General features: G+C 68.8%; 17 protein-coding genes. 10 read left to right on the top strand and 7 right to left on the bottom strand.

Features of this window, described 5'->3' with window-relative positions; genetic code table 11:
* Window positions 1–9 precede the first annotated feature (9 nt).
* From ACP7A3_RS10870 to ACP7A3_RS10860, 3 genes are all read left to right on the top strand, one after another.
* Window positions 10–930 (top strand): ABC transporter ATP-binding protein, encoded by a 921-nt coding sequence (locus ACP7A3_RS10870; protein ID WP_017980289.1) that lies wholly within the window; start codon window positions 10–12, stop codon window positions 928–930.
* Between the two features lie 152 nt (window positions 931–1,082).
* Window positions 1,083–1,553 carry a TadE/TadG family type IV pilus assembly protein gene (locus ACP7A3_RS10865; RefSeq protein ID WP_426255576.1) on the top strand — a complete coding sequence of 157 codons (471 nt, stop codon included), beginning with the start codon at window positions 1,083–1,085 and terminating at the stop codon, window positions 1,551–1,553.
* Window positions 1,550–3,181 (top strand): TadG family pilus assembly protein, encoded by a 1,632-nt coding sequence (locus ACP7A3_RS10860; protein WP_426255575.1) that lies wholly within the window; start codon window positions 1,550–1,552, stop codon window positions 3,179–3,181. Before ACP7A3_RS10865 ends, ACP7A3_RS10860 begins: the two co-directional genes overlap by 4 nt.
* A gap of 31 nt (window positions 3,182–3,212) precedes the next feature.
* On the opposite strand, the gene ACP7A3_RS10855 is transcribed toward ACP7A3_RS10860, so the two are convergent.
* On the bottom strand, window positions 3,213–3,569 hold the full coding sequence (locus ACP7A3_RS10855) for a hypothetical protein (protein WP_426255574.1): 357 nt from the start codon (window positions 3,567–3,569) through the stop codon (window positions 3,213–3,215).
* Window positions 3,570–3,869: 300 nt separating this feature from the next.
* Here ACP7A3_RS10855 and nadB point away from each other — a divergent pair, with 300 nt between their 5' ends.
* The 4 genes from nadB to ACP7A3_RS10835 all read left to right on the top strand — a co-directional run bounded on the left by nadB (window position 3,870) and on the right by ACP7A3_RS10835 (window position 11,349).
* Window positions 3,870–5,462, top strand: a complete 1,593-nt coding sequence (gene nadB, locus ACP7A3_RS10850) for an L-aspartate oxidase (RefSeq protein WP_426255573.1) — start codon at window positions 3,870–3,872, stop codon at window positions 5,460–5,462.
* A gap of 156 nt (window positions 5,463–5,618) precedes the next feature.
* The gene (locus ACP7A3_RS10845) at window positions 5,619–6,689 is read left to right on the top strand and encodes a serine hydrolase (RefSeq protein WP_426255572.1); all 1,071 of its coding nucleotides are present in this window, start codon (window positions 5,619–5,621) and stop codon (window positions 6,687–6,689) included.
* Between the two features lie 246 nt (window positions 6,690–6,935).
* Complete coding sequence (polA, locus tag ACP7A3_RS10840; RefSeq protein ID WP_426255571.1) at window positions 6,936–9,704, top strand: DNA polymerase I; 2,769 nt, start codon at window positions 6,936–6,938, stop codon at window positions 9,702–9,704.
* A gap of 130 nt (window positions 9,705–9,834) precedes the next feature.
* On the top strand, window positions 9,835–11,349 hold the full coding sequence (locus ACP7A3_RS10835; RefSeq protein ID WP_147037470.1) for a lipopolysaccharide biosynthesis protein: 1,515 nt from the start codon (window positions 9,835–9,837) through the stop codon (window positions 11,347–11,349).
* A 169-nt stretch (window positions 11,350–11,518) separates the two neighbouring features.
* On the opposite strand, the gene purH is transcribed toward ACP7A3_RS10835, so the two are convergent.
* From purH to ACP7A3_RS10815, 4 genes are all read right to left on the bottom strand, one after another.
* Entirely contained in the window at window positions 11,519–13,081 is a 1,563-nt protein-coding gene (gene purH, locus ACP7A3_RS10830; protein ID WP_426255570.1) for a bifunctional phosphoribosylaminoimidazolecarboxamide formyltransferase/IMP cyclohydrolase, read from the bottom strand.
* Window positions 13,082–13,378: 297 nt separating this feature from the next.
* The gene (locus tag ACP7A3_RS10825) at window positions 13,379–15,142 is read right to left on the bottom strand and encodes a heparinase II/III family protein (RefSeq protein WP_426255569.1); all 1,764 of its coding nucleotides are present in this window, start codon (window positions 15,140–15,142) and stop codon (window positions 13,379–13,381) included.
* Window positions 15,143–15,149: 7 nt separating this feature from the next.
* The gene (gene rpe, locus ACP7A3_RS10820; RefSeq protein WP_043060902.1) at window positions 15,150–15,806 is read right to left on the bottom strand and encodes a ribulose-phosphate 3-epimerase; all 657 of its coding nucleotides are present in this window, start codon (window positions 15,804–15,806) and stop codon (window positions 15,150–15,152) included.
* A 218-nt stretch (window positions 15,807–16,024) separates the two neighbouring features.
* Window positions 16,025–17,353: an RsmB/NOP family class I SAM-dependent RNA methyltransferase gene (locus ACP7A3_RS10815; protein ID WP_426255568.1), complete on the bottom strand. Its 1,329-nt coding sequence runs from the start codon at window positions 17,351–17,353 to the stop codon at window positions 16,025–16,027.
* A 57-nt stretch (window positions 17,354–17,410) separates the two neighbouring features.
* Here ACP7A3_RS10815 and ACP7A3_RS10810 point away from each other — a divergent pair, with 57 nt between their 5' ends.
* From ACP7A3_RS10810 to ACP7A3_RS10800, 3 genes are all read left to right on the top strand, one after another.
* Window positions 17,411–17,572 carry a DUF1674 domain-containing protein gene (locus ACP7A3_RS10810; RefSeq protein WP_078462240.1) on the top strand — a complete coding sequence of 54 codons (162 nt, stop codon included), beginning with the start codon at window positions 17,411–17,413 and terminating at the stop codon, window positions 17,570–17,572.
* A 97-nt stretch (window positions 17,573–17,669) separates the two neighbouring features.
* Window positions 17,670–19,487 (top strand): AsmA family protein, encoded by a 1,818-nt coding sequence (locus ACP7A3_RS10805; protein ID WP_426255567.1) that lies wholly within the window; start codon window positions 17,670–17,672, stop codon window positions 19,485–19,487.
* Window positions 19,488–19,532: 45 nt separating this feature from the next.
* On the top strand, window positions 19,533–20,225 hold the full coding sequence (locus tag ACP7A3_RS10800) for a hypothetical protein (RefSeq protein WP_426255566.1): 693 nt from the start codon (window positions 19,533–19,535) through the stop codon (window positions 20,223–20,225).
* Window positions 20,226–20,234: 9 nt separating this feature from the next.
* Here ACP7A3_RS10800 and ACP7A3_RS10795 read toward each other — a convergent pair whose 3' ends face one another.
* Window positions 20,235–20,675: a DUF983 domain-containing protein gene (locus ACP7A3_RS10795; protein ID WP_017980305.1), complete on the bottom strand. Its 441-nt coding sequence runs from the start codon at window positions 20,673–20,675 to the stop codon at window positions 20,235–20,237.
* 125 nt (window positions 20,676–20,800) lie between these two features.
* Entirely contained in the window at window positions 20,801–22,102 is a 1,302-nt protein-coding gene (locus tag ACP7A3_RS10790) for a hemolysin family protein (protein ID WP_017980306.1), read from the bottom strand.
* Window positions 22,103–22,207: the final 105 nt, after the last annotated feature.

Below are 22,207 nucleotides of genomic sequence, written 5' to 3'. Positions count from 1 at the left end.
CCCCGCTCCATGACCGAGGCCGCGATCCGCATCCAGAACCTCTGCAAGACCTATCAGGGCGGCAAGCGCGCGCTCGACGGGGTTAGCTTCGACGTGCCCCGCGGCCAGATCTTCGGCCTGCTCGGCCCCAATGGCGCAGGGAAATCGACGCTCATCAACATCCTCGCCGGCCTGGTGAACAAGACCGAGGGCAGCGCCGAAATCTGGGGTTTCGACATCGACGCGCATCCGCGCAACGCCAAGGCGTCGATCGGCATCGTCAACCAGGAAATCCTGTTCGACCCCTTCTTCACGCCGATCGAGACGCTGGAGATCCAGGCAGGCCTCTACGGCGTTCCCAAATCGCAGCGCCGCAGCCTCGACCTACTGCGCGCGGTGCATCTGGAGGATAAGGCGAACGCCTATGCCCGCACGCTGTCGGGCGGCATGAAGCGGCGGCTGATGGTGGCCAAGGCGATGGTCCATTCGCCCCCCGTCCTCGTCCTCGACGAACCGACCGCAGGCGTCGACATCCAGCTGCGCCAGCAATTGTGGGCTTATGTCCGCGAATTGAACGCCGCCGGCGTCACCGTCGTCCTCACCACCCACTACCTCGAAGAGGCCGAGGAATTGTGCGATCGCATCGCGATCATCAACCACGGCCGCCTGATCGCCAACGAACCAACGCGCGACCTCGTCGGCAAGGCACAAGAAAAGGTGGTGGCGGTCACCGTCGACCGCGACGTCGCAACGCCGCCGCAAAACGCCTGTTTCGCCAAGATCGTCCTGAAAGGCAGCCGGACGCTCGAAATCACCTATGCCAAGGATCGGGTGAATGCCGGCGAAGTCCTCGCCGCGGTGCAGAACGACGGCTTCGGCATCGTCGACGTGACGACCAAAGAACCCGATCTGGAAGACGTGTTCCTCAGCCTCACCCGCACCGACGCCTGAGCAACCTTACGATAGCGAAACAAAACCGCACGTCGGCAATAGTTCGCCAAACAAACGAATCCGGTCCGAAAATCACCTCAAAGTCGTTCTGACAGAAATGTTTAGATCGACTTGAGGCGACATCCTCCATGCCCCGTCATGGAGGAAAAAGAATGACCGGAGTTGATGTTCGCACCGACGCCGTCAGCGCCCGCACCGTGGGCCGCGGCCGCAGGAGGATTGCGGCAATTCTGTCCCATACGGGCGGATCGATGCTGATCGAATTCGCCGTCCTGTTGCCGGTGATGCTGATGCTGACCTTCGGCATCATCTCCTACGCCTGGTGGTTCCTGGTCGCGAACGGCATCCAGCAGGCGGCGAACGACGGCGCCCGCGCCGCCATCGCCGGCCTCGACGCCACCGAACGGCGCAGCCTCGCCACCACCAAGGCGACCGAACACCTCAAGAATCTCGGCCGCTACGACATGCAGCGCGCCACGATCGCGGTCAGCGAGGGGACGGGCCAGCTGACCATCACGGTCAGCTATGACGCCAGCCGCGACGGCAATCTGCGCCTGCCCTTCGTGCCCGCGCCGCCCAGCCGCATCGTCCAGCGCGCTACCATCCTGCTGGGGGGCCTGTGAGGGTTCGATTAGCGGTCCCCCCGTTCGGACAGCTGGCGCGCGACCGGCGCGGCAGCGTCGCGGTCATGTCGGTCTTCCTGATCATCATCTTCCTCAGCGCCGCCTCGCTCGCCGTCGATTACGGCTGGATGGTCGTGCGCAAGCGGCAGCTGCAAGGCATCACCGATCGCGCCGCGATGGCCGCCGTCCTGCAGGGCGGCGACCCGCGCACCGCGGCGCAAGGCGCCGTCGCCGCTGACAGCGCGCCCAGCGTCACGATCGTCACCGCGCAATCGGGCGCCTACAACCCCGATCCGGCGGTCGCGGTCGCGGCGCGCTTCCAGCCGGCCGCCAATGGCGTCGCCGCGGTGCAGGTGCTGGCAAGCCAGCGCATCCCCCTCTTCTTCTCCGGCATCCTCACCGGTCGGCGCTACGTCGACCTGCGCGCCGCGGCGATCGCCGCGCGGACGGGGGAGGCGGCGATCAGCGTCGGCAGCCGCCTGGTCAACGTTCAGGGCGGCCTTCCGGGCATGCTGCTGTCGCAATTGGCGGGCGTCGATCTGAACCTCAGCGTCGCCGATTATAACGCTTTGGTCGGCGCCAACGTCGATCTCTACGCTTTGTCCGGCCTGCTCAAGACGCGCGCCGGGGTCGGCCTGGGCACGTTCGACAGCACCGCCTCGGCGGTGGTCGACCTGCCGACGCTCGTCACCGCGATGGCCGATGCGGCGACGCCGGGCACCGGCGCCTCCGTGCTGCGCAGCATCGCGGTCAAACTGCCCCCGACCAAGGTCGATCTCGCCCGCATCGTGAAGCTCGGCGACGGCACCATCCTGAAATCGCTCAAAGTCGGCGCGGACGAACTGCTGCGCGAAGCGCTGATCGGCACCGGCGGCGACCGCCAGCTGACGCTCGACCTCGGCGGACAGGTGATGGGCGTCGGATCGACCAAGGCGACGGTCATCATCGGCAGCCGCGTCGCCACCTCGCCCTGGGTGCGCGTCGGCCGCGATTCGTCGGTAACGGTCAGCACCTCGCAGATTCGCATCGCACTCAACGCGCGGATCGACGTTGCCGGCCTCGGCCTCGCCACCGCCAATTTGCCGGTGATCCTGGAGGGCGCCGGCGGCGAGGCACGGCTCGCCTCGGTCGCCTGCGGCACCGGCGGCGCGACCGTCGGCGTCGATGGGCGGGTCACGCCGATGCGCGCCATCATCGGCCAGGTGTCCGACACCGCACTGCGCAACCTCAATGCGCCGCTCCAGCCCCAGCCGGCCACCTTGCTGTCGGTGCTGGTGACCGCCGTGACCGGCCTCGCCGACGTGCAGGTCGGCGGCAGCGACTGGACGCGGGCGACCTTCACCCCCGGCGATATCGCCGACCGTGCGGTCAAGACGATCAACACCACCCAAGCCTTCGGTGGCCTCATCGCCTCGCTGCTCCAGCGGCTCGATCTCCGGATCAGCGTGCTCGGCCTGACGGTCAGCACGTCGCCGGTCACCGCTCCTCTGCTCAGCGCCCTGTCGGGCGTGGCGCCCGCGCTCGACGGCATCCTCGAACAAGTGCAGCAGCTTGCCGGCGTCCGCATCGGCCAGGCCGACCTGCGCGTCGTCGGCGCACGCTGCGGCGCACCCGCACTCGTCGGCTAACCCGCCCCACCCCGTGAGAAGGCCACCGCCCTCACGCCTCGCGCGGCTGCGTATCCAGCGCTCGCCGCATCCGCCGACATCCCTCGTCACTCATCACGATCCACGAACGCCGATGGTCCTGATGATCGGCAATCCGCTCGCAATAGCCCAGCGCCTCCAGCCGGGCGATCCAGCGCAGGCCGGTCGATTCGGACACGCTGCACTGCCGGCTGAGCGTCAGCATGCTGAGCCGCACGCCCTCCTCCTGCGCGATGAACAATTGCAGCAGCGCCTCCAGCGCCGGCTCGGCGAACAGCTCGGCCGCGAAATGGTCGCGGATCGATCGATGGCGCTGCAACGCCGCGCGCGCGGCGACGGAATATTGCGTCTGTCCGATCAGAACGGTCATGGGCACCGCCTCCCTGAAGCGGCTTTTCCCGAGGCCGCGTCGAACCTGTCACATGTGAGTCACAAGACGCAGAGCGCAGCAATCGGTTTCCCGCCCTCGTGCCGATTGCGGGATCGGCCGGCCCCTATGCGAAACCGGCTGTCCTACACGCCCCGGTTTATGCCACAGCGGTCCGATGCCTGATCCCCGTCCCGCCCTGCCCGCCGGCCGCCATCCTTGCGGTGGGACGTACGGGGGGCGTTTCCGGACGATACGTATCGTCCACTTCGTCCACTTCCGCGGCCACGAAAGCGCCCCGCGATGAGCGAATCACCCCCCGCCACCGACGTGCTGATCGTCGGCTCGGGCGCCGCCGGGCTCACCGCGGCGCTCAATCTCGCGGACCGGTTCAAGGTCACCGTCCTCGCCAAGGGCGCGCTCAACGAAGGATCGACCGCCTGGGCGCAGGGCGGAATCGCCGCGGTGCTCGAACCCGGCGACACGTTTGAGAACCATGTCGAGGATACGATGGTCGCCGGCGCCGGCCTGAACGACCGCGATATCGTCGAATTCGTCGTCGAGAACGCCCCCGCCGCGATTCAACGGCTGACGCAGCTCGGCGTCCCCTTCGCCACGGAAGGGAACGCGCTCCACCTCACCCGCGAAGGCGGCCATTCGCATCGCCGCATCGTCCATGTCGCCGACGCGACCGGCTGGGCGGTCCAGGAGGCGCTGCAACGCGCCGCCGAGGCGCATCCCAATATCACGCTCGTCCCCGATCAGGTCGCGATCGACCTCGCAACCAGCCGGCACGAACAGCGCTATTCGGGCGCGGGCAACGTCTGGGGCGTCTATGCGGTCGATCGGGGCACGGGCCGCGTCACCCTCTACACCGCGCGCGCGACGATCCTCGCCACGGGGGGCGCAGGCCGCACCTACCTCTTCTCCACCGCGCCGCGCGGCGCGACGGGCGACGGCATCGCGATGGCATGGCGCGCGGGCTGCCGCGTCTCCAATATGGAGATGATGCAGTTCCACCCGACCTGCCTTTACAATCTCGAGGTCAAGAACTTCCTCATCACCGAAGCGGTGCGCGGCGAGGGCGGACGACTGATCAACCCGACCACCGGCAAGCGCTTCATGTCCTATTACGACGCCGAGCGGATGGAGCTGGCGCCGCGCGACGTCGTGGCGCGGGCGATCGATGCGGAGATCAAGCGCTACGGCCTCGATTACGTCCATCTCGACATCAGCCACCAGCCGCCGGAGTTCGTGAAGGGCCACTTCCCCAACATCTACGAAAAGCTGCTCGGCCTCGGCATCGACATGACGACGCAGCCAATCCCGGTCGTGCCCGCGCAGCATTACACATGCGGCGGCATCGTCATCGACCGCGACGGCCGCACCGACCTGCCCGGCCTCTATGCCGCGGGCGAATGCACCGAAAGCGGACTACACGGCGCCAACCGCCTCGCGTCCAACTCTCTGCTCGAATGTTTCGTGTTCGGCGAGGCGTGCGCCGACCATATCGCCGCGCATTGGGACAGCCTGCCCCCCGTCCCCGTCATCCGGCCCTGGGACGAAAGCCGCGTCACCGATTCGGACGAAGAGGTGGTCATCAAGCAGAACTGGACCGAAATCCGCCGCTTCATGTGGAATTACGTCGGCATCGTCCGCACCACGAAGCGGCTGGAGCGGGCGCAGCATCGCATCCAGATGCTGACCGGCGAGGTCGCCGATTACTACGGCCATTTCCGCGTGACGCCCGACCTGATCGAGCTCCGGAACCTGCTCCAGACCGCCGAGCTGATCGTGCGATCGGCGCTGCACCGCCACGAAAGCCGCGGGCTGCATTACACGCTCGACTATCCGCAGACGGCGGCGGAGGCGGTCGACACAGTGTTGGTGCCTTGATGCCGACGCGATTCGCCGCGCGTGCGCCGCGCTTCACCGCAGCGGCTTGTTTCGCCGGTATCCGCACCCGAAATGGCGGATATGGAGGATGCTACGCCTAGCGGGGGCCAGTTCACGATTATGATAGCGTACGGCCGGTCGGCCCGATCCATCCTGATGACCGGCGTCTGCGCCGCACTCGCTGCCTGCGGTTCGAATGCGCGGCCGGGCGGCAACGGCCCGGTGCCGGCGGTGACCACGCCCTCTGCGGCGGTGTCGATCCCCATCCCCGCCGCCGCGCCGCCGCCGCGCCGGGTCGCGCCCGCCCGCCTCACCGCGGCGATCGACAGCCTCGCCCGCAATTTCGACGGCAAGTTCGGCATCGCGATCCGCGCGGTCGACGATGGCTGGACCGTTACCTCGCCCGGCGCGCGCACCCGCATGCCGCAGCAATCGGTCAGCAAATTGTGGGTCGCGATGACGCTGATGGACCTGCGCGATCAGGGCAAGGCACGGCTCGACGATCCCGTCGTCGTCCGCGACCAGGATCTGACGCTGTTCCACCAGCCGATCGCGATGCTGGTGAAGGGCGACGGCTATCACACCACCGTCGGCGAACTGCTCACCCGTGCCCTCACGCACAGCGACAATACCGCCAACGACCGCCTGCTGACCTATGTCGGCGGGCCACAGGCGGTGCGCGCGATGATCGAACGCAAGCAGCTTGGCGACATCCGCTTCGGTCCCGGCGAACGCCTGCTCCAGTCGAAGACCGCCGGCCTCGTCTGGAACCAGGCGACCATGTCGAAGGGCAATGGTTTCGAACTCGCCCGCTCTCGCCTGTCGCCCGAGGTGCGCGCCGCCGCGCTCGACGCCTACGTCAACGATCCGCCCGACGGCGCCGCGCCGCTCGCCATCGCCGATGCGCTCGCGCGCCTCGCCCGCGGCGAATTGTTCAGCGAAACCTCGACGCGCATCCTGCTCGACACGATGGGCGCCTCGGTCACCGGCCGCGCCCGCCTGCGCGCCGCGATCCCGGCGGGGTGGAAGATCGCGCACAAGACGGGCACGGGTCAGGACCTGGGCTCGCGCAACGCCGGCTTCAACGACGTCGGCCTGCTCACCGCCCCCGACGGCCGCCGCTACGCGATCGCGGTGATGATCGGCGACAGCCGCCGCCCGATCCGCGAACGCCAGCAACTGATCCAGGCGGTGGCCGCCGCCGTCGCGAACGACGCCACCTCCTAAAGTCCTCCCCCGCCAGGGGGAGGTGGCAGCGCGCCAGCGCTGACGGAGGGGGAGGATACGGCGAACGTCGCGCTTGTGGAACCGCCCCCTCCACCACTCGGCTATCGCCGAGCGGTCCCCCTCCCCCGCTGAAGCGAGGGAGGAGTTGGCCCCGTTTGTGCCCCAAAAGCCACACTCCGCCAAAGCTTGCGGCCCTGCTCGCCAGAGGTTGGTGCGCCCCCGCCGATCCGCTAAACGGCACCCACGATGCCCCATCTCTATCTCGTCGACGGCTCGGGCTATATCTTCCGCGCCTACCATCGCCTGCCGCCGCTCACCAACCGGCACGGCGAGCCGGTCGGCGCCGTCTATGGCTATACCGCCATGCTGTGGAAGCTCGCCGACGAGCTGCACAAGGCGGATGGCCCGACGCACATGGCGGTCATCCTCGACAAATCGTCGCAGACCTTCCGCAACGCGATGTACGATCAATACAAGGCGCACCGTCCGCCGCCGCCGGAAGATCTGGTCCCGCAATTCCCGATGATCCGCGACGCCACCCGCGCCTTCTCGCTGCCCTGCATCGAAGAGGAAGGCTGGGAGGCGGACGATCTGATCGCGAGCTACACCAAGGCCGCGCTGGCGCAGGGCTGGCAGGTGACGATCGTCAGTTCCGACAAGGATCTGATGCAGCTGATGACCGATCCGTCGGTCGACATGCTCGACACGATGAACAACCGCCGGCTGGGGCCCGATGCGGTGGTGGAGAAGTTCGGCGTCGGCCCGGAAAAGCTCGGCGACGTGCTCGCACTGATGGGCGACAGCGTCGACAACGTGCCGGGCGTCCCCGGCGTCGGCCCGAAGACCGCCGCCAAGCTGATCCTGGAACATGGCGATGTCGAGGGCGTGCTCGCCGCGGCGGCGTCCGACACGTTCAAGAAGGGCAAGCTGCGCGAAAATCTGATCGAACATGCCGAGGCCGCGCGCCTCAGCCGCAAGCTGGTCGAATTGGCCTGCGACGTGCCGCTGGTTCACCCGCTCGAGGAACTGGAACTGCCCGCGAGCGGCATTCCCGATGCACCCTTGCGCGCCTTCCTGGAACATCACGGCTTCAAGACGCTGATGAACCGGCTGGGTCAGGTGGCCGATGCCCCCGTCGCGGCGCCCGCCGACGTGCCGTTCGAGGCCGATCCGCCATGCGACCATGATGGCTATGAAACGGTGGTCGATGCCACGACGCTCGACCGTTGGGTCGCCGAGGCGCAACACCAAGGCTGGGTCGCGATCGATACCGAGACGACCGGCACCGACGCGACACGCTGCGACCTGGTCGGCGTGTCGCTAGCCTTGGGCGCCAACAAGGCGTGCTACATCCCCTTGGGCCACGGCACGACCGACCTACTGGCGGAAAGCCCGGTGCAGATCGACCGGGCCGAGGCGATCGCGCGGCTGAAGACGCTGTGTGAGGACGCCTCGGTCCTCAAGATCGGGCACAATTTGAAGTTCGACATGATCGTGCTCGGCCTTGTCGGCATCACGGTGGCGCCACACGACGATACGATCGTCATGAGCTTCGACCTCGACGCCGGGCTCCACGGCCACGGCATGGACGAGCTTGCTGCGACGCATCTGTCGCACAGCTGCATCGCCTACAAGGACGTGGTCGGCACGGGGAAATCGCAGCGCGGCTTCCACGAGATCGATCTGAAATCGGCGACCCGCTATGCCGCCGAGGACGCCGACGTCACCTATCGCCTGTGGAAACGCTTCAAGGCGCGGCTGCCCGCCGAAGAAGCGACGCGCGTCTATGAAATGGTCGACCGCCCACTAGTGCCGGTGATCGCGCGGATGGAGACGCGCGGGATCAAGGTCGATCGCGAGAAATTGTCGGCGCTGTCGGCCGGGTTCAGCGAGCAGATCGCCGCGCTCGAAACCGTGATCCACGGCCTCGCAGGGGCGCCGTTCACGATCGGCAGCCCCAAGCAGCTTGGCGATGTGCTGTTCGAACGGATGGGCATCAAGGGCGGCCGCAAGGGCAAGTCCGGCGTCTATTCGACCGACGTCAACGAATTGGAGCGGATTGCCGCCGACAAGGATTCGCCCGGTGCCGAGATCGCCGCGCGTGTGCTCGACTGGCGCCAGCTGACCAAGCTCAAGAACACCTATACCGACGCGCTGCAGAATGAGATCAACCCGCGCACTGGCCGCGTCCATACCAGCTACAGCCTGACGGGCGCACAGACCGGGCGGTTGTCCTCGACCGAGCCGAACTTGCAGAACATCCCGATCCGCACCGAGGTGGGGCGGCAGATCCGCGACGCCTTCGTCGCCGAGCCGGGCAACGTCATCCTGGCGGCCGACTATTCGCAGATCGAGCTGCGGCTGGCGGCGCATATGGCGGACGTCCCGGCGCTGAAGGCCGCCTTTGCCAATGGCGATGACATCCACTCTCTCACCGCGATGGAGCTATTCGGCGAGGTCAACCGCGACACGCGCGGACGGGCGAAGACGATCAACTTCGCGATTCTCTACGGCATCAGCCGCTGGGGGCTGGCGGGGCGGCTCGACGTCACCGCCGACGAGGCGCAGGCGATGATCGACCGCTATTTCGATCGCTTCCCCGGCATCAACACTTACATCGCCGAGACGACGCAGAGCGTGCGCGAGCGCGGCTATACGACGACGCTATTCGGGCGGAAGACGCACTTCCCGCGCATCCGCAGCAAGGTGCAACACGAACGCCAGGGCGCCGAACGCGCCGCGATCAACGCGCCGATCCAGGGCACCAGTGCCGACATCATCAAGCGCGCGATGGTGCGGATGGAGCCCGCTCTGCTCGCCGCGGGGCTGCCGAACGTGCAGATGCTGCTGCAGGTCCACGACGAACTGGTATTCGAATTGCCCGAAGGCGACGTCGAGGCGGCCAAGCCGGTGATCGAGCGCGTCATGGCAGAGGCTGCCGCACCGGCTGTTTCTCTGTCGGTGCCGCTGGGAATTGAGATTGGCGTCGGTGCGAGCTGGGGGGCGGCGCATTGATCGTGGCCGTCCCGCGCCCGCCCTCACCCTTCCCACCCGGCTGCGCCGGGCGGGCCCCTTCCCTCTCCCAATGGGAGAGGGAGGGAGCGCCGAAGGCGCGGAAGGGTGAGGGCGGCTTGCCCGTTCTGTCGTGACCGAAACCAAAGACATCGATGCGCTCGCCAAAGGCGGCCGCACCAATATCGCGGGCTTCGTCCTGCGCCTCGCCGCGCGCATCCCGTTCCTGTTCATCGCGGGCCGGCTATACGGCCCGGACCTCGTCGGCCGCTTCGCGCTTGCCGTGGTGGTGGTCGAACTCGCCGCGCTCGTCGCAACGCTCGGCCTGAAGCGTGGCCTTGCGCAAGCCCTGTCCTCCTCCGACCAGCCGCACGTCTGCGTGGTGTGGGACGCGCTCGCGCTCGCCTTCGTCCTGTCGATGGCGGCGAGTGCGGTGCTGATCGCCTTTCCGGAGGTGATGTACGCCAACACGCATGTGACGGGGCTGGACCGCTTCCTGCCCTGCATCATCGTCGCGGTCGCCTGGTCCGACGTCAGCCTCGCCGCCCTCGCCTATCGCCACAATGTGAAGGCGACCGTCACCGCACGCGCGGTGGTCGAGCCATGGACGATCTCGATCGCCGCCTGGGTGTTCTCGTTCGTCACGATCAAGGATGGCCTCGTCCTCTCCTATGTCGCGTCGATGATCGCGGCGCTGATCGCCAGCTTCGTGCCCTTCATCCGCAGCTACGGCGTGCCGCATGGCTGGTCGCCGCATCTGGGGCAGCTGTTCCGCCTCGCTCGCGCCAATGCGCCCTTGGCCGGGGCGGACGCGCTGGAATGGGGCACGCGCAACGTCGATCGCTTCATCCTGGGCGTGATGTTCGAACCCAAGGTCGTCGGCATCTATTACATGGCGCAGCAGGTCGCATCGCTGCCGCAGAAGCTGAAAACCAGCTTCGATCCCATCCTCGGCCCCGTCATCACGCAGAGCCTGGCGGTGAACGATCGCGTCGCCATCGCCAATCAGGTGCGGCAGGTCGCCTTCTGGATCATGGCGGCGCAGACCGGCCTTGCGCTGATGGGTTCGATTCCCGCCGAAGCGGTGATGGGCGTCGTCGGGCCGCAATTCGTGTCGGGCAGCGCGGCGCTCGGCTTCCTGCTGTTCGCCGAAGTGCTCGCCTCGACCGGCGCGGTGTGCGAATCGGCGCTGGTCTATACCGCGCGCCACCGTAACCTGATGATCTCCATCGCGATGCTGGGCGTGCAGATCGCACTGAGCTTCGCGCTGATCCTCGGCATGCGACGGCTGGGCCTGCCGCAGACGTGGCAGGCGGCGGGGCCGGCAGTGGCGCTGATGATCGGCGTCGGCCTTACCTCGATCATCAAAGCCCGGCTGCTCGGGCGGATCCTGTCCGCACCGGTATCCCCGTGGCGCTGGTCGCTGGCGGGGGCGGCGCTGGCCGCGATCGTCGTCGGCGCGGCGTTCACGATGCTGCCGCACGACTTCGAATGGCTGGAGCTCGCCGGCGGCGAACCCGCGATCGCCGCGACTTATCTGTTCGTGCTGTGGAAATGGGCGTTCGGCCCGGCGGACCGGGCCTTGTTCGGCAAGATGCCGACCGCGGAGGAAGCGACGCTGCCCAACGTCGGATCGCCGGTGCGGTGAACCGAAGTCCTCCCCCGCCAGGGGGAGGTGGCGCCGCGAAGCGGTGACGGAGGGGGCGGAAAGCGACGTCCTCAAAAAAACGACGCGCGCCGCTTACCTCCCCCTCCACCATTCGGCTGACGCCGAACGGTCCCCCCTCCCCCTGGCGGGGGAGGACTTATCGGCCAGATCAGTGGCGGAAGTGACGCATGCCGGTGAAGACCATCGCCAGGCCCGCCGCATCCGCCGCCGCGATCACCTCGTCGTCGCGGATCGAACCGCCCGGCTGGATCACCGCCGTCGCGCCGGCCTCTACCGCCGCCATCAGGCCGTCGGCAAAGGGGAAGAAGGCGTCGGACGCCACGGCCGAGCCGATCGTCCTCGGCTGGGCCCAACCGGCCTTCTCCGCCGCGTCCTTCGCCTTCCACGCCGCGATGCGGGCGGATTCGAGGCGGTTCATCTGGCCTGCGCCGACGCCGGCGGTCGCGCCGTCCTTGGCATAGACGATCGCGTTCGACTTGACGTGCTTGGCGATCGTCCAGGCGAAGCGGCAGTCGGCAAGCTCCTGCTCGGTCGGCGCACGCTTGGTGACGACTTGCAGGTCACCGGGCACGCCGGCGTCGCGATCCTGCACCAGCCAGCCGCCGGCGATCGTCTTGGCGAACAGGCCGGCACGCGCCGGATCCGGCAGCTCGCCGGTCAGCAGCAGGCGCAGGTTCTTCTTGGCGGCGAACAGCGCGAGCGCCTCTTCGTCGGCATCCGGCGCGACGACGACTTCGGTGAAGATGCCGGTGATCGCCTTCGCGGTCGCCGCATCGAGCGGGCGGTTGACGGCGATGATGCCGCCGAATGCCGACACGGTGTCGCAGGCGAACGCCTCGGCATAGGCGTCTTCCAGCGTCTTGCCCGTCGCGACACCACACGGGTTGGCATGTTTGACGATAACGCAGGTCGGCGCGGCGTCGCGGAATTCGGCGACCAGTTCCAGCGCCGCGTCGGCGTCGTTGAGGTTGTTGTAGGATAGCTCCTTGCCCTGCACCTGCCGCGCCTGGCCGATGCCCCGCACGCCGTCATGGCTGGCGTAGAAGGCGGCGGACTGATGCGGGTTCTCGCCATAGCGCAGCGTTGCCGCGCGGCGCATCGCGACGGGCAGCACCGGCGGGAACGCCTCGGCCTGGTCGACCGTGCCGAACCAGCGTGCGATCGCGCCGTCATAGGACGCGGTGGCAGCGAAGGCCTTGGCGGCGAACAGGCGGCGCTGGTCGAGGCTGGTCTCGCCGGTCGCGACGATGGCGTAGTCGGCGGGGTCGGTGACGATCGCGACATAAGCGTGATTCTTGGCGGCGGAGCGCACCATGCTGGGGCCGCCGATGTCGATGTTCTCGATCACCGTATCGCGGTCCGCGCCGCGGGCTACGGTCGCCTCGAACGGGTAGAGGTTCACGACGACGAGGTCGATCGCACCGATATTGTGGTCGGTCATCGCCTTGGCATGCTCGGCGTCGTCGCGCACCGCGAGCAGGCCGCCGTGGACCATCGGGTGCAGCGTCTTGACGCGGCCGTCCATCATCTCGGGGAAGCCGGTAAGGTCGCTGACGTCCTTCACGGTCAGGCCGGCATCGCGGAGCGCTTTGGCGGTGCCGCCCGTCGAAACGAGCTCGACACCCTTGTCGGCCAGCGCGCGGGCGAGATCGACGACCCCCGTCTTGTCGGACACGGACAACAGGGCGCGGCGGATGGGGATCGTGGTCATGATGGTCCTAGCGGGGGAGGAGTCTCGCGCGCGTTCCCTAGCGACGGATGGCGTCGGGGAACAGGTGGGAGTTGTGCTCGACTGCCTCGAATACGGCCGCGCCAGAGCAATCGGGCACCATGACACATTCCTCCCCCGCCAGGGGGAGGTGGCACCGCGCCAGCGGTGACGGAGGGGGAGGAAAGGGTGACGCCATTGAGGAAACGCGCTGCTGCCCTCCCCCTCCACCATTCGGCTGCGCCGAACGGTCCCCCTCCCCCTGGCGGGGGAGGAATGGAGCGTCAGTCATCCACTAGGTCAGATCGCGCGCTTCAGCGCCCAGCTGACGTTGGCGCCGCCGGCGGGCGCCTCTCCCGACACGACCAGTTGCTGCGTCGCGACCGGGCGGCCTTCGCCGTCGATCCACAGCGAATCCTCGATCGTCAGCATCCCCCCGCGGCAGCGGAACTGCCACAGCGCACCGCCGGGCAGGCGGAGCAACGCCGCGAGGCCGTCGGCGGTGGGCGAGGCCTGCACGCCCGCACCGAGGTGGAAGCGGACGCAGAAGGGCGCCATGCCCGCCTTGCGGCGGCGCCCCTGCGGCAGCAGTGCGTCCTCGCCGCGCAGTTCCTTGCCGTCGCCGGTCAGCATCAACTGGCGGCGGTGGATAAGGCCCCAGCGGCGGACATAGCCGTCGTGGCTCGCCTCGATCCGGCTCGCCACGTCCGATTCCTGGCGCGACAGCTCGACCTGCGCGACGCCGCGACCCAGCGTGCCGTCAGCGTGGATCGCGGTGGAGTTGGAATCGCCGACGGTCAGCGTCGAATGCGCCGCGGTGGTGCGCAACCCTTCGGCAAAGGCGGCGGGCAATTGCGCGACGGCCGCACGCGCGCCGCCGCAATTGACGATCAACCGCTGCTCGCCATCCGAAAATTCGAAGGCCAGCGTCGAGGCGCAGCCACCCTCCACCACCTTGGCGATCGGCGGCGGAGCGGCATCGACGATCAGAACCGCGCCGCCCGCGGCGAGCCGCTGATAGCCCCAGTCGCGGGCCTGACGCAGCGGGCGGGTGCGGATGCCGCTCGCCTCGATCAGCGCGGCGAGATCGTCGGCGGTCGCCGGGCCGGCACCCTGCCAGCTCGCCAGCATGCGATCACCGTGCATGACGCCGAGCAGCGCCGGCACCGCACGGGCGAGCGCGGTCTGCGCCGCCTCGGGCATCTCTTCGCGCCGCGCCGTGTAGACCTCGCGCAAGGTGCTGAGCAGCTGGATCGTGTCGGCGAGCATCGCCGGGCTGCGCGACGCCGAACCGCCGTCGTCGCTCAAACCACTCGCCAGCGCGCGCGCGAGGCCCGCCTCGCCGAACGCCCGGCGCGGGTCGCCGCCGGGGATCAGCAGACCGGCGGTGATGACCCCGCACCAGGCGGCGATCCGCGGCGCGCCCGGCGGCGCCTTGTCCGCACCGCGATCCAGATGGCGGGCGCCGCGCGCCAGCGTGTTGAGAACGCTCGATCGATAGACGAGGTCGGTGGACGACAGGATCAGCGGCGCGTGGCACGTCCAGAACAGCAGCCGCCGGCCCCACAGATCGGGGCGCCACGCCAGCGGATCGATCCGCTCGGCATAATCGTCGAGCCAGCGCGCCATCAGCGCCTCGGCGATCGGCGCACCCTGCGCGCGCGTCGCCACGGTCGACAGATCGCGCAGCCACGCGAAGCTGTGGACGTAATCGGCAAACGGCCGGCCCCAGTCGCCGCGCTTGAACGCCAGCGTATCGATCGGGTGCGTCTCGCCCTGGTACGCCAGCTCACCACGCAGCAACGCATGGCCGCGCCGCACGTCGCCCATCACGGGATCGTCAGGCACCGCGACCAGCTTCAGCGGATAGCGGCCCTTCAGTCGCATCGTGTGGATCGGCGTGCGCCACGTCAGCTTGTGAAAGCGTTCGGCGAGCCGCTCGGCGAGGCTGAGCCCCTTGTCGCCGCCGACGCGCATCAGGCGCTTGCCCTCCTCGATCCCATCGGGCGCATCCGGCCCGTCGAGCGGGGTCACGGGATGACGGTGGGGCGACAGGTCGCTCATCCGCGCATCAGCCCCGCAGCGCGGCGATGTTGGCGGCGTAGCAGGCCGGCCCGCCACGGAAGGCCGCGGTGCCGGCGACCAGCGCATCGGCACCCGCCTCGACACAGCGGCGGGCGTGCGTCGCATCGACGCCGCCATCGACCTCCAGGTCGATGGCACGGCCGCTGTGATCGATCATCTTGCGGATCGCGGCGATCTTCTTCAGCTGGCTGTCGATGAAGCTCTGCCCGCCGAAGCCGGGGTTGACGCTCATCACGAGGACCAGGTCGACCATGTCGATCAGATAGTCGAGCATCTTGGCCGGCGTCGCCGGATTGAGCACGACGCCGGCGCGCTTGCCCAACCCCTTGATATGCTGGATCGTGCGGTGGACGTGGGGCCCCGCCTCCGGATGGACGGTGATCGTGTCGGCGCCCGCCTCGGCAAACGCATCGAGGTACAGATCGACCGGCGAAATCATCAGGTGGACGTCGAACGGCTTGGTCGTGTGTGGGCGCAGCGCCTTCACCACCGCCGGGCCGATTGTGATGTTGGGGACGAAATGGCCGTCCATGACGTCGATATGGATCCAGTCGGCGCCCGCGGCATCGATGGCGCGGACCTCTTCGCCCAATTTGGCGAAATCGGCGGACAGGATGGACGGGGCGATGCGGACCGGCTGCATGGCGCCTCTCTAAGCCCCTGTCGGGCGATGGCAATGCATGCCGGATGTTTACGACCACACAAGTCCTCCCCCGCCAGGGGGAGGGGGACCGCTCGGCGTCAGCCGAGTGGTGGAGGGGGAGGACAGGGCGGGGTCTGAAAACGGAAGACGCCGTCGTCCTCCCCCTCCGTCGCGGCTTCGCCGCGCCACCTCCCCCTGGCGGGGGAGGAATTTCAGCGTCAGCTCTTCCGCCGCAACCTTGCGATGAAGAAGCCGTCGCAGCCGCCCTCGGCCGCCAGCATTCCCGGCAGCGTGCGGACGTAACCGCCCGGCTGCACCGGGATGCCCGGCGGCAGCAGCGCCGCATCGGGGGCGTCGACCGCATAATCGGGGCGATCGGCCAGGAAGCGCTCTAACTGCGCCTCGCCCTCCGCCGGCTCCAGACTGCACGTGGCGAAGACGAGACGCCCGCCCGGCTTCACCCAGTCCGCCGCACGCGCGAGGAGGCGCGCCTGCAGGCCCGCCATCTCCTCGATGATCGCCGGGTGGACGCGGTGGAGTACGTCGGGATGGCGGCGGAAGATGCCGGTGGCGCTGCACGGCGCGTCGATCAGCAATGCATCGGCGGGCGCATCCGGCGCCCATTTCAGCACGTCGGCGGCGATCACCTCCGCCTTCAGCCGCGTGCGGAACAGGTTCTCGCGCAGCCGCTTGATCCGGGCGTTGGAGACATCGACCGCAGCCACGCGATAACCGGCAGCGGCGAGTTGCAGCGTCTTGCCGCCGGGCGCCGCGCACAGATCGATCGCGTGCGCGCCGTCGGCGATCCCGTCGGCCAGCAACCGCGCGGGAATGGAGGCGGCGATATCCTGTACCCACCAGCGCCCCTCGGCAAAGCCGGGCAGTTCGGTCACCGCGGCAGCGTCGGTCAGGCGGACGTGACCCGGCATCAGGCTGGTGCCGCCAAGCTCGCGCGCCCAGTGTTCGGTCTCGGCGGGGTCGGCGAGGCTGAGGTCCAGCGGTGGCGGCGCGGCGATCGCCTGCGCCGCACCCTCGACCATCTCAGGCCCCCAGGCGGCGTCCCAGCGCGCCTCGACCTTCGGCGGCAGCGCGGGAATTTCGGGCAGCAGCACGCCCGACCGGACGATCGCGCCGAACACGCCATGCACCAGCTTGCGCGGCCCGCCGTCGACCAGCGGCAGCACGGTCGCGATCGCGGCGTGATGCGGCGTGCCCAGCACCAGCGCCTGCACCAGCGCGATGCGCAGCGCCATGCGTGCCTTGGCATCCTCGGGCAGCGGGCGTTCCGTCACCGAATCGATCAGCGCGTCGAGATCGGGCAGACGCCGCAGCACCTCCGCCGCGATCGCATGCGCCAGCCCCCGGTCGGGACCGTAGACGTGGCGCGTCGCCGCGACCAGCGCCTGCTCCAGTGGCTCGCCCCGGCGCAGCACCGCGTCGAGCAGGCGGATGGCGGCGCGGCGCGACGGCGTGCCGAGCGGCTCGGCAGCGGCGGCGGGCTCACGATTGAAACGGTAACCGGCTCGGGGACGGCGGGGATCGGGCAAGCTTGAGAAACCTTCGGTTCGGAACGATATACGGGTCCCTTAGACCGGAGAGACGCGATGGGCCAACGTCCCGAACATCTGAAGCCGCCCGCCTATCTCAGCAAGAACCCGCCCGTGCCCACCCCGGAGCCGGTCGAGCCGAAGACGGAAGACCCGTTGGGGCTCGATCCCACGCGCTACGGGGACTGGGAATTGAAGGGCATCGCGATCGATTTCTGATCCGGCATCGACCGGAGCGAAGGACCGTGCCGGAACCAATGGCGTTGCGGCGCGTCCCGCTGGCATGACCCCCCGTCTCCGCGCCGGCAGGCGTTACGTGCCTGTCCTTGTCGCGGTGCCGCTGGTGTTGCTGCTGGTCATCGCGGCCTTTCCCTATGGCGTGTTGAAGGGCGTGGTCGCCGATCGGCTGGCCAAGCGTTTCGGGCGACCGGTGGTGATCGGTGCGATGGACCGGGTGGATGCGATCGGCTTCACCCCGACGATCCGCGTCCGCGACGTCACGATCCCACAGGCGGGCTGGGCCGGCACCGGCAACTTCCTGACCTTGCGCGAAGCGCGGGTCACCTTTCCCGTCTGGCCGCTGTTGACCGGCACCTTCCGCCCGCGCGATATCGTCGCGGACGGGTTGCACCTGGCGCTGGTGCGCGATGCCAACGGCCGCACCAACTGGTCGCGACCCGGCGAGGCGGAAAGCGGCGGCGCGTCGAGCGACCTCAAAGGGTTGACGATCCGCGACGCCACCATCCGCTATCGCGACGACAAGCGCCGCCGCAGCGCCGTGGTGCAGGTCTCGTCCGACGCACAAGGCCTGCACGCCAGGGGCAATGGCACGATCCGCGGCGTACCCGTCCGCATCGCGCTCGACGGCGCCTCGGTCGCACAGCCATCCCCTGGCCCCTGGCCCTTCACCGCGACGATCGACGGCGACCGGCTGTCGATGCGCGCCAAGGGCAGCACCGACGTGCCGCTCGACACCGATGCGATGACGCTGGACGTCACCGCGCGCGCCGCGGACCTCCGCCTGATCGACGCCGTGATCGAAGCGGGGCTGTTCGGCACGCAACCCGTCGTACTGACCGCACACGTCCGCCACGACGCGCCCAAGTGGATCGTCAACGACCTGAAGGGCACGATCGGCCAGTCCGACATCGCCGGCCATGTCACGGTCGACAAGCAGGACGGCCGCACGAAGCTGGACGGCGCCGTCACCGCCAACCGCTTCGATTTCGGCGATCTCGCCTCCGACGAAGGCCGCGCGGAAGCCGCGGCGCGCGAACGCGCGATCGGCCCGCATGTCGTGCCCGATACGCGGATCGACCTCAGCAAGATCGGCGAAACCGACGGCCGGATATCGCTCCGCATCGCACGCGTGGTCAGCCGCAGCGGACCGACGCCTATTCGCGCACTGTCGACGGTATTGACGCTCGACCACAAGCGGCTCGACGTCGCGCCGCTGACGCTGGTGCTCGCCGATGGCACCGCCAAGGGCAGCCTGCGCGTCGACCAGCGCGACGGGGCGCCCAGCCCGCTGCTGACCGTTGATATGCGGCTGAGCGGCACGCGCGTCGCGGCGCTGCCCGGCACCGGCGGCGACTTCACCGGGCGGATCGCAGCGCGCGCGCGCCTGACCGGGCGGGGCGATACGATCCGCGCGGCGGTGGGGCGGTCCGACGGCCGCATCGGTTTCGTGGTGCGCGACGGCACGCTGCCGCAGCGCTACGCCGCGGCGCTGGGTTTCGATGCCGGACGCGCGCTGCTGGCGGGGGAGAGCGAACGGGCCCGTCTGCGCTGCGTCGTCGTCGGGCTGAAGGTGACGGACGGCCTGGGCCACGCCGCGCCGATGATCGTCGACACCAGCGCCAGCCAGCTACGCGGCACCGGCACGGTGCGTTTCCCCGCCGAACGGCTCGACATTCGGCTGACCGGTGCGCCCAAGGGCGACGGCCTGCTCCGCCTGCCCGGCGCCGCCTTCCTCACCGGCACGCTGAGCGCGCCCGAGATCGTCGTGCCGGCGCAGGTCAAATCGGTCGGCAACGTGTTGAAGGCGCTGGGCCGCGCGATCACCGGCAAGCAGGAACCGCGCGCGGGCGACGCGGATTGCGCGGCGCTGTCGGCACGCGTGCTGGGCTCATGACAATCCCCCTCGCCCCCTCGGCACGCCATCGCTAGGATCATACGCATGAACGACACCGCCTCCGCCGGCGGCGCCTCGGGCGCCAGTCTGATCCCGAGCACCACCGATGCCTTCACCGCCGCGCATCTGGCGATCATCGCCATCTTCGCGCTGCTGACGATCGTCGCGATCATCTGGGGCATCCGCCTCAAGCGGCAGCGCCGCACGGCGGAGCGCGACATCGCCGAATATAATGCCGAAGTGGCGCGGACCGCGGACGACACGCCTGCACCGACACCAATAGCCCCGCCACCGCCTCCGGTAGCGGCCCCCGCGCCCGTCCCGACGCCGCCTGTCTCCGCTCCGGCACCGCAGGCGACCGATCCCGCACCCGACATGCCCGCGGCGACCGATCCGATCGCCGACGAACCGATCGCCGCCAGCGCACCGCTGGACGCGGCACCGGCGCAGGAAGCCGCGTCCGCTCCGGCAGCGCCTGCGCCCGTCTCCGCCGATCCCGCCGGTGCCCCCGTGTCGACGCTGAAGGGCCTCGGCCCCAAGCTCGCCGCGCGTCTGGGCGAACTCGGCATCAGTACCGTGGGTCAGGTCGCCGCGCTCAGCGTGGAACAGGCTGCGGCACTCGATGCGCAGCTGGGACCGTTCGCCGGCCGGATGGAGCGCGACCGCTGGATCGAACAGGCCCGCTTCCTCGCCGCGGGCGACACGGCCGGGTTCGAACGCGTCTTTGGTCGGCTGTAACCGGCCGTCTTACTGATCGAAATCGTTGGTCACGTCGTCGGTGCCGTGCAGGCGGCGCCAGAGACCTTGCGTGCCCGCTTCCTGCGCGCGGTTGACGAATTGCGATGCGACCAGCCAGCCCTTGATCGGCCGCAGCGGCAATAAAGTCCCCGCGACCATCACCGGCACCGATGTGATCAGATGCACCCAGACGGGCGGCTCGAACGCTACCTGCAGCCACACGACGAAGAAGATCAGCGGCAGGGCGATGATGCACAACGAGAAGAAGGCGGGGCCATCGTCCGGCGCGGCGAAGCGATAGTCGAGCCCGCAATGCTCGCAGCGATCGACGATCTTCAGCCACGATCGGAACATCCGCCCCTCGCCGCAGCGCGGACACAGTCCCTTCCAGCCGCAGTGCAGGATCCAGCGGAATGTGGAGGGCTTGGCGGGCGTGTCGGGCTGTTCCATCTGCAATAGGTGGGCACGCCCGGCCCCGCCGTCGATGGGACGAATTGTCCTACGCCAGGCGGACCTTGCCTTATGTTAGCGAGATCGCATCGAAACGGATGCCACCGGCATACCGGCCGGCCCCATCACATTTCGCTGACGAGCAATTTGTCGATGCGGCGGCCATCGAGGTCGACGACCTCGAACCGCCAGCCCTGTTCCTCGAAATGCTCGCCCTCGCCCGGCAAATGGCGGAAAGCGGCTAAGGCTAGACCAGCGACGGTCGCGTAATCGCGATCCTCGGGCAGGTCGATCCCCAGCCGTTCGGCGAGCGCGTCGGCCGCCATAGTGCCGGCGACCAGCAACGATCCGTCGTCGCGCACCACCACGGAGGGGGCCTCGTCGGGATCGGCATCGCTCGCGAACTCGCCGGCGATCGCGGCGAGCAGGTCGGCCGGCGTCACGATCCCTTCGAAATGACCGTATTCGTCGTGGATCAGCGCCATCGGCACTTCCGCCTGGCGCAGCGCGATCAGCGCGTCCATCGCGTCGATCCGATCGATCACGACCGGCGCCTTGCGCATCAACGTCTTGAGGTCGAGCGGCTCGCCCCGGAACAGCGCAGACGCGATGTCGCGCGACTGGACGACGCCGACGACCGCATCGACCGACCCCTCCGCCACGGGCAGCCGGGTGTGCGGCGTGGCGAGCAGGATGTCGCGGATCCGGTCCGCGTCGAGGTTGCAATCGAGCCAGTCGACTTCGGTGCGCGGCGTCATCACCTCGCGCACCGGCCGGTCCGCGAGGCGGACGACGCCCGAGATGATCGTGCGCTCATGCTCCTCGATCACGCCCGACTTGCTCGCTTCGGCGACGATCAGGTGCAGCTCTTCCGCTGTTACCTGATCTTCCGATTCGCGATTGAGGCCGAGGATGCGAAAGACGAGCGCGCTCGACGAATCGAGTACCCAGACGAGGGGCGCGCAGACTAGCGCGATATAGCGCATCGGCAGCGCCACCAGGCTGGCGACCGTTTCGGGCTTACGCAGCGCGAATTGCTTGGGAACGAGCTCACCGATGATCAGCGAGGCATAGGTGGTGAGGCCGATCACCAGCGCGAAGCCCAGCGTTTCCGCCGTGTGAGCGGACAGGCCCAGCAGTTGCAGCCGCGCGGCGGTGGGGCTGCCCAGGCTCGATCCCGAATAAGCACCCGCCAGAATGCCGATCAGCGTGATGCCGATCTGCACGGAGGACAGGAACTTGCCGGGATCGGCGGCGAGCTTCAGCGCGGCGGCGGGCCCTTTGCGCCCCGAGCGCGCCATCGCCTCCAGCCGCGCCTTGCGCGACGAGACGATCGCGAGTTCGCTCATCGCGAATACGCCGTTCAACGCGACAAGCGCGAGGATGATGAGGACGTCGATCCAGGGAAAGGGCGGAAGCGGTGCCATCGGCGTGACGTGTCTTTGCCGTACAAGTCCGGCCGCGACAACCGCCTGATTGCACGGTGGCCGCGGAAAGTGCGTGGCACGCGCATCGCCCCCCGGCTCATCCAC

This window comes from Sphingomonas sp. DC5200-1 (assembly GCF_049897245.1).
Lineage (GTDB): Bacteria > Pseudomonadota > Alphaproteobacteria > Sphingomonadales > Sphingomonadaceae > Sphingomonas > Sphingomonas aquatilis.
The sequence above is the reverse complement of the archived record's forward strand: the minus strand, read 5'-3'. Positions and strand labels throughout refer to the sequence as shown.